The following is a 12782-nucleotide window of genomic DNA, read 5'->3' as shown; positions in this document are numbered from 1 at the left end:
GCGAGGTTTTTTTTCGTCTACGGATCAATGAGCGTTAATCACAACCCACATCGGCCCTTGTCCGACCGCATAGCGTCCTTTCTCTTCCAGTAGACCCTGCACGCCCTGGATTTCATAGAGCGCAATGTGGTGGGATTTCTGCCCCGCCGCAATCAGGTATTTGCCGCTGTGATCGACATTAAAGCCGCGCGGCTGGGTTTCTGTCGGCTGGAAGCCTTCAACTGCCAGAACGCTGCCGTCTTCAGAGACGCTGAAGATGGTGATCAGACTGGAGGTACGGTCACAGGCATACAGGTGACGGCCATCCGGCGTAATGTGAATGTCTGCCGCCCAGCGTGTGTCGGAGAAATCAGATGGCATCATGTCCAGCGTCTGTACGCACTCGATCTGTCCATTAGGATCGTTCAGTTCCCACACGTCTACCGAGCTGTTCAGCTCGTTAACGACATAGGCATACTGCTGATTCGGGTGGAAGACCATGTGGCGCGGGCCTGCGCCTTCCACGGTGGTGACTTCCGCCGGGCTCTGCGCGACCAGATGGCCGTCATCGCTCAGGGTGAACAGGCAGATGCGGTCCTGCTTAAGCGCTGGCACCCACAGCGTGCGGTTATCCGGCGAAATGTTGGCGGAGTGGCAACCTTCTAGCCCTTCTACCACGTCGACGGTTTCAACGGGAATACCGTCTTCCAGGCGGGTGACGCTCACGCAGCCTGCATTGTAGGAGCCGCTGAAGATAAAGTTGCCTTTATGGTCAGTGGAAATATGGGTCGGGCTGCCCGGCAGCGGGGCTTCTGCGGTATAGGTCAGCGCGCCGTCATCCGGGGAGATGCGGTATGCCAGTACGCGGAATTCCGGGCGTACGCCGACATAAAGAAAACGTTTATCCGGGCTGACGACCATCGGCTGCACCTGGCCTGGCACATCAACAACCTGAACCAGCGTAAGCGAACCTTCTGTATTCAAACGCCAGACATGGATCTGCTGACTTTCAGGACTGGCGGTATAAACGGTTTGTTTCATGAATACTCCTGATTATTTTTAACGGTGAATGCTGAATTGTAGTCCGGGATTTTGCAGGGTTCCGCTCTCGGTGTACCATCCCGACAGACCTTAAATTCAACATTAACCCGGAAGAAAAAATGACCTCGCGAGTGATTGCCCTGGATTTAGACGGAACACTGCTTACCCCTCAGAAAACCCTGCTCCCCTCTTCTCTTGAGGCCCTCAAACGAGCCCAGGAAGCGGGGTATCAACTTCTCATCGTAACGGGTCGACATCACGTAGCCATTCATCCTTTTTATCAGGCACTGGGCTTAGATACACCTGCAATTTGTTGTAATGGCACCTATTTGTATGATTATCAGGCAAAAAAGGTTTTAGCCTCCGATCCGCTTCCCGTTACGCAGGCGCTGCAATTAATTGATTTACTGGATGAGCACGCCATTCACGGCCTGATGTATGTGGATAACGCCATGGTGTATGAACGCCCTACCGGCCATGTGATCCGCACCAGCAACTGGGCTCTGTCTCTGCCGGAAGCGCAGCGTCCGGTGTTCACTCAGGTTTCCTCCCTGCGCCAGGCGGCGGAAGACGTCGACGCAATCTGGAAATTTGCCCTGACCGATGAAGACACCGCCAAACTGAATACTTTCGCAAAACATGTCGAGCATACGCTGGGTCTGGAATGTGAATGGTCCTGGCACGATCAGGTGGATATCGCCCGCAAAGGAAACAGCAAAGGAAAGCGTCTGACCCAGTTCGTCGAATCGCAGGGCGGATCAATGCAGGACGTAATTGCCTTCGGCGATAACTATAACGACATCAGCATGCTGGAAGCGTCCGGAACGGGCGTGGCGATGGGTAATGCCGATGACGCGGTGAAAGCGCGCGCTGACGTGGTGATTGGCGATAACACCACCGACAGCATCGCGCAGTATATTTATACCCACCTGCTGTAATCAGGCGGTTATGGAAACGCTCTTGATTTGCGCGTAAAGCCACAGGCCAGGCTTGATGCCCAGCTCATCCCTGGCCCACGGGCTGATGCGCGCCCACAGCGTTCTGTTGCCTACTTCCAGCTGCACTTCCACCTGGCCGTTATCATCAAAACACTGCGCCACTTTTGCGCGCAAAATATTGCGGATACTGGTTTGCAGCGGCGGTTGCAGGACCAGGGAGACATCCGACGCCTGAATGCGGATCCGTAACGTGGACTGAATCGGCGTATCGATTTTATTCACCCACAAATGCTGATCGCCCAGCGCCAGTGCGGTCATCGCGTAGTGCGGATGGTGCTCCAGCACGCTCACCTTCAGAATGCTGCTCTGCTGCTCCTTTGGCAGCCATGGATGCATAACGCTGCTGCCCCACACCTCCTCCAGATTGCCGAATGCCTTCACCCTGCCCGCTTCCAGCACCAGCACTTTGTCGGCCAGATGTAAGATCTCATCCAGCGAATGGCTGACGTAGAGCATTGGCACATTGATTTCCCGCGCCAGACGTTGCAGATACGGCAGCAGCTCGCGCTTGCGCGGAATATCCAGCGAGGCCAGCGGCTCATCCAGCAGCAACAGTTCCGGCGCGGTTAACAGGGCGCGGCCAATCGCCACGCGCTGTTTTTCACCACCCGACAGCGACGACGGCAGACGATCCAGCAGCGGTTCGATTCCCAGCAGCGCCACCAGCTTATCGAACTGTCCGGCCATGCTTTTTGCCATGCCGTAACGCAGGTTCCCGCGAACGCTGTAGTGCGGAAACAGGCGCGCATCCTGAAACACATAGCCGATACGGCGTTTGTCCGGTGACAGGCAGACCTTCTTCTCCGCGTCATTTAAGACGCGGTTATTTAGCACAATACGGCCAGACTGGGGACGCGTCAGGCCGCTAATCGCATTAATCAGCGACGTTTTCCCCGCCCCGGACACGCCAAAAATGGCGGTGATACCGCTGGCAGGCAGCGTTTCGTTCAGCGTCAGGGTGTGGCTGCCCAGGGTTTGCGTAAAGTTGAGTTCCAGCATCACGATTTCCCCATCCGTTCACGGCTGAGGCGCGCCAGCCACTCAGATACCAGCAGCGAGACCAGAGCGAGCACAATCGAAATAATACACAGCCGGGCCGCCGCACCTTCGCCGCCCGGGGTCTGAATCAGGGTATACATGGCCGACGGGATGGTCCGCGTCTCGCCGGGAATGTTCGACACAAAGGTGATGGTCGCGCCAAACTCACCCAACGAGCGGGCGAAGGCTAACACCGTACCGACGATAATGCCCGGTAACGTGAGCGGAAGCGTAATGGTCAGGAATACCCGCCAGCGGCCTGCGCCCAGCGTGCGGGCGGCCTGTTCTAACCGGATATCCACCCCTTCCAGCGCCAGGCGGATAGCGCGCACCATCAGCGGGAAGGACATTACTGCCGCGGCCAGAACCGCGCCGCGCCAGCTGAAAGCAAAGGTCAGTCCGAACCAGTCGTACAGCCATTCGCCGATAAAACCGCGTCGCCCCATGGAGATCAGCAGCAGATATCCGACCACCACAGGCGGTAAGACAAGCGGAAGATGGAGAACACTGTCGAGCAGGGCTTTGCCTGGAAACTTCACGCGAACCAGTAACCAGGCAAAGAACACCCCAAAGGGCAAACTCAGCGCAACCGCCAGGGAAGAGACTTTCAGGCTCAGCAGCACGGCCTGCCATTCAGGTTCGGTCAATATCATTCGTGAGTCGTAAATCCGTAACGTTTAAAGATCGCGGACGCTTCCGGCCCCTTCAGGTAGTCAACAAAGGCCGTCACGGTCGCATTTTTATGTCCATCAACTATCGCAACAGGATATTCTACTTTCTTATGCGAGTCTTCCGGGAAGGTGCCCACCACCTTCACACCTTTACTGGCGACGGCATCGGAGCCGTAAACGATCCCGAGTGGCGCTTCGTTACGCTCCACCAGCGCCAGCGCGCCACGCACATCTTCTGCGGGAGCCAGCTTCGGCGATAAGGTCTCCCATGCACCCAGTTTTTGTAGCGCTTCTTTCGCATAAATCCCGGCAGGAACATGCTCCGGATCGCCTACCGCCAGACGGCCACCGTTGAGCAGACGGGTCCAGTCCGTCTGTTTGTTGATGGCGATGTCGTCCTGCTTGTTGTTTGTGGGCGCGACCACCACCAGGCTATTTCTCAGCAGCGTTTCGCGGGTAGCCGTATCAACAGATTTTTTCTCCACCGCGTAATCCATCCATTTCTGATCGGCAGAGATGAACAGATCCGCGGGTGCCCCCGCTTCAATCTGGCGGGCCAGCGTGGACGAGGAGGCAAACGACGAGACCACCTCGACGTTTTTCTCTTTTTTGTATACCGCAGCAATATCCTGCATCGCGTTAGTCAGCGACGCCGCCGCAAAGACCGTGATTTTTCCTTCATCCGCCAGTGCGTGGGCGGTGAGTGAGAGAGTCAGCGTTGCCCCTGCGAAAAGGCGTACCCATGAACGTGCCATTTGAAGCTCCTGTGCGTGTCGTTATATACAAATAAATATAACGACATATCGCAGGCGTTCCTAGCGCTAAATCGTACCCATTAATGCGTAAACTCAAGGAACGTTGTAAAAGATATCGGCGGGAAAGGAATAAACTTGAGAGCAAAACGCCCGGGCTGGCCGGGCGTTTTGGAGGAAATCATTGCTGCTTTTTAGGCTGGTCACGACGATGACCAATGTTCGAAAAGACGTTGAACACTTCACCCAGGCCGTAGATGGCACCGAGGATGATAGCCATCACTACTGGCACCATGATTACCGCGAATACCAGACTTTTCAACAACTCTAACATGGTTTTCTCCAGATCTTGTGAACGGCTTATTCTACCCTGAAAAGTAAGAAAAACATCCCCTTTTGTGCGGTGCGCTTTCCGCCCCCGGGCATTTGGGTCACAATAGCCTTTTTGCCGGGACACTGTTATGCAGGCCGAAATTCTCCTCACACTACGACTTCAGCAGAAGCTTTTCGCCGATCCGCGACGCATCGCCCTGTTAAAACAAATAGAACAAACTGGCTCGATTAGCCAGGGAGCCAAAAACGCCGGCATCAGCTATAAAAGCGCCTGGGATGCAATTAACGACATGAACACCCTGAGCGAACACACGCTGGTTGAGCGCGCCACCGGCGGGAAAGGCGGCGGCGGCGCCGTGTTGACGCGTTACGGGCAACGTCTGATCCAGCTCTACGATTTACTGGCGCAGATCCAGCAAAAAGCATTTGATGTGCTGAGCGATGACGACAATCTGCCGCTGGACAGCCTGCTGGGCGCCATCTCCCGTTTCTCTTTGCAGACCAGCGCCCGCAACCAGTGGTTTGGTACGGTGACGGGGCGCGATCATTCGCAGGTGCAGGAGCATATCGAGATCCTGCTCGCGGACGGTACGACGCGTCTGAAAGCCGCCATCACCGCGCAAAGTGGTCAACGCCTTGGGCTGAACGAAGGTCAGGAGGTGCTGGTATTACTCAAAGCGCCCTGGATCAGCATCGCACTCAACCCTGAGCAGGCCGCAGAGGCCGACAACCAGCTACGCGGGCGTATCAGCCACATCGAGCGCGGCGCAGAACAGTGTGAAGTGCTGATGACCCTGCCGGATGGACAGTTGCTCTGCGCCACCGTTCCGGTGAACGACGCGACCGAATTAGACGAAGGTGCTGTGGTGACCGCATATTTCAATGCAGACCGGGTAATTATCGCCACATTGTGCTAAGCGCATTGACAACCCCGTTAACACTGAGTATCCCTGACATCTCTTGCTGCAAAAAATGGGATAACACATGTCATCATTGCATATTTCGCAAGGCACGTTTCGTCTTAGCGATACCCGTACCTTATCGCTGCCAGAGTTAACCCTTCGCGCCGGAGAAAGCTGGGCGTTTGTGGGCACGAATGGCAGCGGAAAATCCGCGCTGGCCCGCGCCCTGGCAGGCGAATTAACCCAACTGAAGGGTGAACGTCGGTGCACCTTTACCCGGCTGACGCGCCTTTCCTTCGAACAGCTGCAAAAGCTGGTCAGCGATGAGTGGCAGCGTAACAATACCGATTTGCTCAGCCCCGGCGAAGAAGATACCGGCCGCACGACGGCGGAAATTATCCAGGATGAGATAAAAGATCCTGCCCGCTGCCAGCAGCTGGCGGAACAATTTGGCATTACCGCCCTGCTTAATCGCCGCTTTAAATACCTTTCAACCGGTGAAACGCGCAAAACGCTGCTGTGTCAGGCGCTGATGAGCGAGCCGGAACTCCTGATCCTGGATGAACCGTTTGACGGACTGGATGTGCAATCCCGCGCGCAACTGGCAGCGTTGCTGGCGTCGCTTAACCAGCAGGGATACACGCTTGTGCTGGTTCTTAACCGCTTTGATGAGATCCCGGATTTCGTACATTATGCGGGCGTGCTGGCGGACTGTAGCCTGACCGAAACCGGCGAGAAAGCCGTACTGCTTCGGCAGGCGCTGATTGCGCAGCTGGCGCACAGCGAGAAACTGGACGGTATTGCCCTGCCGGAGCCGGATGCGCCTTCAGCACGCCACGGGCTGGAGCCTGACCAGCCGCGCATTGTGCTGCGCGATGGGGTGGTTGCTTACGACGATCGCCCTATTCTTAATCACCTCAGCTGGACGGTTAATCCTGGTGAGCACTGGCAGATCGTCGGCCCCAACGGGGCGGGTAAATCCACGCTGCTGAGCCTGATCACCGGGGATCACCCGCAGGGATACAGCAACGATCTCACCCTGTTCGGCCGTCGCCGCGGCAGCGGGGAAACCATCTGGGATATCAAAAAGCACATCGGCTATGTCAGCAGCAGCCTGCACCTGGACTACCGGGTGAGCACCACGGTGCGAAACGTGATCCTCTCTGGCTTCTTCGACTCCATTGGTATTTATCAGGCGGTATCCGACAAGCAGCACAAGCTGGCGCAGCAGTGGCTGGATATTCTGGGTATGGATAACCGGGTCGCCGATGCGCCATTCCACAGCCTGTCGTGGGGGCAGCAGCGGCTGGCATTGATCGTCCGCGCGCTGGTCAAGCACCCTACGCTGCTGATTCTTGACGAACCGTTGCAGGGGCTGGATCCGCTCAACCGTCAGCTGATCCGCCGCTTTGTGGATGTCCTGATTAGCGAAGGTGAAACCCAGCTGCTGTTTGTGTCCCACCATGCTGAAGATGCCCCGTCCTGCATCACCCATCGGCTGGAATTTGTCCCTGACGGCGAGCAATACCGCTACCTGCTGAGCAAAATCGATTAACACATGGAGGGCGCTGCCCTCCGCTTTTCAGACAACCTGCAACAATACATCTCTATCTCTTTGATCTACAATGCACTCAGTCTGTGAAAAAGCGCGTGTGAAAACCAGTGTAAACGATACCACTATTTTATCCCATGTCACACTTTTCGCGTCTCTGATATGCTATGGTTAATTCATACCATAAGCCTAATGGAGCGAAATATGCGAGTTCTGGTAACAGGTGGTAGCGGTTACATAGGAAGTCATACCTGTGTGCAACTGCTGCAAAGCGGCCACGATGTCGTCATTCTTGATAACCTGTGCAACAGTAAGCGCAGCGTGCTGCCGGTCATTGAACGCCTTTCGGGTAAACAGCCGACTTTCGTGGAAGGCGACATCCGCAATGAAGCGTTGATGACTGAAATCCTTCACGATCACGCGATTGAAACCGTTATCCACTTCGCGGGCCTGAAAGCGGTTGGCGAATCGGTGGCAAAACCGCTTGAGTACTATGACAACAACGTTAACGGTACCCTGCGTCTGATCTCCGCCATGCGAGCGGCCAACGTTAAAAATTTTATCTTCAGCTCCTCCGCGACCGTCTACGGCGATCAGCCAAAAATTCCTTACGTTGAAAGCTTCCCGACCGGTACGCCGCAAAGCCCGTATGGCAAAAGCAAGCTGATGGTAGAGCAGATCCTGACCGACCTGCAAAAAGCCCAGCCTGAGTGGAGCATCGCATTGCTGCGCTACTTCAACCCGGTTGGCGCGCATCCGTCAGGGGATATGGGCGAAGATCCGCAGGGCATTCCTAATAACCTGATGCCGTATATCGCGCAGGTTGCCGTAGGGCGCCGCGATTCCCTGGCGATTTTTGGTAACGATTATCCCACCGAAGATGGCACCGGCGTGCGCGATTACATTCACGTCATGGATCTGGCCGACGGCCACGTGGCGGCGATGCAGCAGCTGGCGGATAAACCGGGCGTGCATATTTACAACCTCGGCGCCGGGATCGGCAGCAGCGTGCTGGACGTGGTGAATGCCTTCAGTAAAGCCTGCGGCAAGCCGGTGAAGTATCACTTCGCTCCCCGCCGTGATGGCGACCTCCCGGCTTACTGGGCCGATGCCACCAAAGCGGATAAAGAGCTTAACTGGCGTGTCACCCGCACGCTTGATGAAATGGCACAGGATACCTGGCACTGGCAGTCACGCCATCCGCAGGGTTATCCGGATTAAGGATTTGTCATGACGCAATTCAATCCCGTCGATCACCCGCATCGTCGTTTTAACCCGCTCAGCGGGCAATGGATTTTAGTTTCACCGCATCGCGCCAAGCGCCCCTGGCAGGGGGCGCAAGAGACGCCTGCCAAACAGACGCTGCCGCAGCATGATCCGGACTGTTTCCTCTGCCCGGGCAATACGCGCGTGACGGGCGATAAAAACCCGGACTACCAAGGCACCTTCGTGTTTACTAACGACTTTGCCGCGCTGATGACCGATACGCCAGACGCGCCGGAAAGCCATGACCCGCTGATGCGCTGCGAAAGCGCCCGCGGCACCAGCCGCGTGATCTGCTTCTCGCCCGATCACAGCAAAACGCTGCCGGAGCTGAGCGTGGAGGCCCTGAAAGAGGTGGTCAGCACCTGGCAGGCGCAAACCGCGGAGCTGGGGCAGAGCTATCCCTGGGTGCAGGTGTTCGAAAACAAAGGCGCGGCGATGGGCTGCTCCAACCCGCATCCGCACGGTCAGATCTGGGCGAACAGCTTCCTGCCGAATGAAGCCGAGCGTGAGGACCGACTGCAAAAAGCGTATTTCGCCCAGAACGGTTCGCCGATGCTGGTGGATTACACCCAGCGTGAGCTGGCGGATGGCAGCCGTACCGTGGTGGAAACCGAGCACTGGCTTGCGGTGGTCCCTTACTGGGCGGCGTGGCCGTTTGAGACGCTGCTGCTGCCGAAAGCCCATGTTCAGCGCATTACGGACCTCAGCGGCGCCCAGCGAGACGACCTTGCGCTGGCGCTGAAAAAACTGACCAGCCGCTACGACAACCTCTTCCAGTGCTCCTTCCCCTACTCCATGGGCTGGCACGGCGCGCCGTTTAACGGCGAAGAGAATCAACACTGGCAGTTACATGCACACTTCTACCCGCCGCTGCTGCGTTCTGCGACGGTACGTAAATTCATGGTGGGCTATGAAATGCTGGCGGAAACCCAGCGCGACCTGACGGCGGAACAGGCGGCAGAACGTCTGCGTGCCGTTAGCGACGTCCATTACCGCGAATCAGGAGTCTAAAAATGAGTCTGAAAGATAAAACACAATCCCTGTTTGCTGAAAAATTTGGCTACCCTGCCACCCATGTTATCCAGGCGCCAGGCCGCGTTAATCTGATCGGCGAGCACACCGACTATAACGACGGTTTTGTCCTGCCGTGTGCCATCGACTACCAGACGGTGATCAGCTGCGCGAAACGCGACGATCGTCAGGTGAGAGTGATGGCCGCGGATTACGGCAACGAAATTGACGAATTTTCCCTCGATGCGCCGATCGTGACCCACGACAGCCAGCAGTGGTCGAACTATGTTCGCGGCGTGGTGAAGCACCTGCAAAAGCGTAACAAGAATTTCGGCGGGGCCGATCTGGTGATCAGCGGCAACGTGCCGCAGGGGGCGGGATTAAGCTCTTCCGCATCGCTGGAAGTGGCGGTCGGCACCGTGTTCCAGCAGCTTTATCATCTGCCGCTGGACGGGGCGCAAATCGCCCTCAACGGTCAGGAAGCGGAAAACCAGTTCGTAGGCTGCAACTGCGGCATTATGGATCAGCTGATTTCCGCGCTGGGCAAGAAAGAACACGCTTTGCTGATTGACTGCCGCTCCCTCGGGACCAAAGCGGTTCCACTGCCTAAAGGGGCGGCTGTGGTGATCATCAACAGCAACTTCAAACGCACCCTGGTGGGCAGCGAGTACAACACCCGTCGCGAACAGTGCGAAACCGGCGCGCGCTTCTTCCAGCAGCCAGCCCTGCGTGATGTCTCACTTGATGAATTTAACAAGGTTGCCCACGAGCTGGACCCGGTTGTCACGAAGCGCGTGCGTCATATACTGACGGAAAATGCCCGTACCGTAGAAGCCGCCTCCGCGCTGGCAAAAGGTGACCTGAAGCGGATGGGCGAGCTGATGGCCGAATCGCATTCCTCCATGCGTGACGATTTCGAAATCACCGTGCCGCAAATCGACACCCTGGTTGAAATTGTGAAAGCCACGATTGGCGACAAAGGCGGCGTGCGTATGACCGGCGGCGGATTTGGCGGGTGCGTCGTCGCCCTGGTGCCGGAAGAGCTGGTCCCTGCCATTCAGGACGCGGTGGCAAAACAGTACGAAGCCAAAACGGGCATCAAAGAAACTTTCTATGTCTGCAAAGCATCACAAGGAGCCGGACAGTGCTAAACGAAACACCAACACTCGCACCGGATGGTCTGCCGTATCGCCTGTTAACCCTGCGCAACAGCGCCGGGATGGTGGTTACGCTGATGGACTGGGGCGCAACGTTACTTTCTGCCCGCGTACCGATGCCTGACGGCAGCGTGCGCGAAACCCTGCTTGGCTGCGCATCGCCGGAGCAGTATATCGAGCAGACCGCTTTTCTGGGCGCATCCATAGGCCGCTACGCTAACCGCATCGCCAGAAGCCAGTTTACGCTGGACGGCGTAACGTATTCCCTGCTTGCCAGCCAGGGCGAAAATCAGCTGCACGGCGGCCCGGAAGGGTTTGATAAACGTCGCTGGAAGATTGTGCAGCAAAATGACGGTGAGGTCTGGTTCTCTCTGGACTCCCTCGATGGAGACCAGGGCTTCCCGGGCAATCTCACCGCAACCGCGCGCTTCACCCTGACCGAAGATAATCGCATCGCCATTGAGTATCGCGCGACCGTCGATAAGCCGTGCCCGGTCAATCTGACTAACCACGCCTATTTCAACCTTGACGGTAATCAGACCGATGTCCGCAGCCACAAACTCCAGATCCTGGCGGACGAGTATCTCCCGGTCGATGAGATGGGTATCCCTTATCAGGCGCTGAAACCGGTAAGCGGAAATAGCTTTGATTTCCGTCAGCCGAAAACCATTGCTCAGGATTTCCTGAGTGATGACGATCAGCGCAAGGTGAAAGGCTACGACCACGCGTTCCTGTTGCAGGCAAAAGGCGATCTTTCTCAACCTGCCGCACAGGTCTGGTCTGCTGATGAGAAGTTACAGATGACGGTCTACACCACCGCCCCCGCCCTACAGTTCTACTCCGGTAACTATCTGGAGGGTACCACGGCGCGTGAACATGACGCCTACGGCGCCTGGCAAGGACTGGCGCTGGAGAGCGAGTTCCTGCCGGACACGCCTAACCATCCTGAATGGCCGCAGCCGGACTGCGTGCTACGTCCGGGTGAAGAGTACGTAAGCGTCACCGAGTATCATTTCATTCCGCGCGCTTAATGTCCGGCGGCGCACGGGCCTACGAATATAGGCCTGATAAGCGAAGCGCCATCCGGCAAAAAAGACTGGCCCTCATCGCGAGGGCTTTTTTATCTCCGCCTTGCTGAAAATAGCGGCGATCGCAGACAAAATCATAACCCTGGATTCACATGCATCTTACACTCTCGAACTATTTTCGCTATGGTTAGGGTTAAGCGTTGCTGCTGGCACAGTCACGGCAATATAATGAGAATTGTTATCATTCAAAAATGCTTGAGGAGTAAGAAATGGCTAATACTAAGCTTGTCCTGGTGCGCCACGGCGAAAGCCAGTGGAACAACGAAAACCGCTTCACCGGTTGGTATGACGTTGATCTGTCCGAGAAAGGCGTGAGCGAAGCAAAAGCGGCAGGTAAACTGCTGAAAGAAGAAGGCTTCACCTTTGACTTTGCTTACACCTCTGTGCTGAAACGTGCCATCCATACCCTGTGGAACGTTCTGGACGAGCTGGATCAGGCCTGGCTGCCGGTTGAGAAATCCTGGAAACTGAACGAGCGTCACTACGGTGCGCTGCAAGGTCTGAACAAAGCGGAAACCGCAGAAAAATACGGTGACGAGCAGGTTAAGCAGTGGCGTCGTGGTTTTGCGGTCACGCCTCCAGAGCTGAGCAAAGATGACGAGCGCTACCCGGGCCACGATCCGCGTTACGCGAAGCTGACTGAGGCTGAACTGCCGCAGACCGAAAGCCTGGCGCTGACCATCGACCGCGTTGTGCCTTACTGGAACGAAACCATTCTGCCACGCCTGAAAAGCGGCGAGCGCGTCATTATCGCTGCTCACGGTAACTCCCTGCGTGCGCTGGTGAAATACCTGGACAACATGGGTGAAGATGAAATCCTCGAGCTGAATATCCCTACCGGCGTGCCGCTGGTGTACGAGTTCGACGAAAACTTCAAGCCAGTTAAACATTACTACCTGGGTAACGCCGACGAAATCGCTGCAAAAGCGGCGGCCGTGGCGAACCAGGGTAAAGCGAAGTAATATTCGCCGGACATAAAAAAAGCGTGGAGCAA

Annotated in this window: 13 protein-coding genes; 8 read left to right on the top strand and 5 right to left on the bottom strand. The window is 56.4% G+C overall.

Going from position 1 to position 12782, the window contains the following annotated elements; translation table 11 throughout:
• Positions 1–24 precede the first annotated feature (24 nt).
• Complete coding sequence (pgl, locus tag ACOTY5_RS02615; RefSeq protein ID WP_015571095.1) at positions 25–1020, bottom strand: 6-phosphogluconolactonase; 996 nt, start codon at positions 1018–1020, stop codon at positions 25–27.
• A 119-nt stretch (positions 1021–1139) separates the two neighbouring features.
• On the opposite strand from pgl, the gene ACOTY5_RS02610 reads away from it, so the two are divergent.
• Complete coding sequence (locus ACOTY5_RS02610; protein ID WP_017384949.1) at positions 1140–1958, top strand: pyridoxal phosphatase; 819 nt, start codon at positions 1140–1142, stop codon at positions 1956–1958.
• Here ACOTY5_RS02610 and modC read toward each other — a convergent pair whose 3' ends face one another.
• From modC to ACOTY5_RS02590, 4 genes are all read right to left on the bottom strand, one after another.
• Entirely contained in the window at positions 1959–3017 is a 1059-nt protein-coding gene (modC, locus tag ACOTY5_RS02605; protein ID WP_017384950.1) for a molybdenum ABC transporter ATP-binding protein ModC, read from the bottom strand.
• Entirely contained in the window at positions 3017–3709 is a 693-nt protein-coding gene (gene modB, locus ACOTY5_RS02600) for a molybdate ABC transporter permease subunit (RefSeq protein WP_003858545.1), read from the bottom strand. The genes modC and modB overlap by 1 nt, the downstream gene beginning before the upstream one ends.
• Positions 3706–4482, bottom strand: coding sequence for a molybdate ABC transporter substrate-binding protein (modA, locus tag ACOTY5_RS02595; protein ID WP_045142384.1), 777 nt, complete (start codon positions 4480–4482; stop codon positions 3706–3708). The genes modB and modA overlap by 4 nt, the downstream gene beginning before the upstream one ends.
• Positions 4483–4660: 178 nt before the next feature.
• Positions 4661–4813: an AcrZ family multidrug efflux pump-associated protein gene (locus ACOTY5_RS02590; protein WP_003858549.1), complete on the bottom strand. Its 153-nt coding sequence runs from the start codon at positions 4811–4813 to the stop codon at positions 4661–4663.
• A 127-nt stretch (positions 4814–4940) separates the two neighbouring features.
• Between ACOTY5_RS02590 and modE the strand changes: the two genes are divergently transcribed.
• The 7 genes from modE to gpmA all read left to right on the top strand — a co-directional run bounded on the left by modE (position 4941) and on the right by gpmA (position 12750).
• Entirely contained in the window at positions 4941–5729 is a 789-nt protein-coding gene (gene modE, locus ACOTY5_RS02585) for a molybdenum-dependent transcriptional regulator (RefSeq protein ID WP_015571099.1), read from the top strand.
• A gap of 67 nt (positions 5730–5796) precedes the next feature.
• Positions 5797–7269 carry a molybdate ABC transporter ATP-binding protein ModF gene (modF, locus tag ACOTY5_RS02580; RefSeq protein WP_017384953.1) on the top strand — a complete coding sequence of 491 codons (1473 nt, stop codon included), beginning with the start codon at positions 5797–5799 and terminating at the stop codon, positions 7267–7269.
• A 201-nt stretch (positions 7270–7470) separates the two neighbouring features.
• Positions 7471–8487 (top strand): UDP-glucose 4-epimerase GalE, encoded by a 1017-nt coding sequence (gene galE, locus ACOTY5_RS02575; protein WP_003858554.1) that lies wholly within the window; start codon positions 7471–7473, stop codon positions 8485–8487.
• Between the two features lie 9 nt (positions 8488–8496).
• Complete coding sequence (galT, locus tag ACOTY5_RS02570; protein WP_045142386.1) at positions 8497–9543, top strand: galactose-1-phosphate uridylyltransferase; 1047 nt, start codon at positions 8497–8499, stop codon at positions 9541–9543.
• Positions 9544–9545: 2 nt separating this feature from the next.
• Positions 9546–10694: a galactokinase gene (gene galK, locus ACOTY5_RS02565; RefSeq protein WP_015571101.1), complete on the top strand. Its 1149-nt coding sequence runs from the start codon at positions 9546–9548 to the stop codon at positions 10692–10694.
• Entirely contained in the window at positions 10688–11731 is a 1044-nt protein-coding gene (galM, locus tag ACOTY5_RS02560; RefSeq protein WP_040117389.1) for a galactose-1-epimerase, read from the top strand. The genes galK and galM overlap by 7 nt, the downstream gene beginning before the upstream one ends.
• 266 nt (positions 11732–11997) lie before the next feature.
• Positions 11998–12750, top strand: a complete 753-nt coding sequence (gene gpmA, locus ACOTY5_RS02555; RefSeq protein ID WP_006809557.1) for a 2,3-diphosphoglycerate-dependent phosphoglycerate mutase — start codon at positions 11998–12000, stop codon at positions 12748–12750.
• The last annotated feature ends 32 nt before the right edge of the window (positions 12751–12782 follow it).

This window comes from Enterobacter cloacae complex sp. SHL018 (assembly GCF_049237905.1).
Classification (GTDB): Bacteria; Pseudomonadota; Gammaproteobacteria; order Enterobacterales; family Enterobacteriaceae; genus Enterobacter; species Enterobacter hormaechei_C.
Note: the sequence above shows the minus strand (reverse complement) of the source record. Positions and strands in the feature narration are given on the sequence as shown.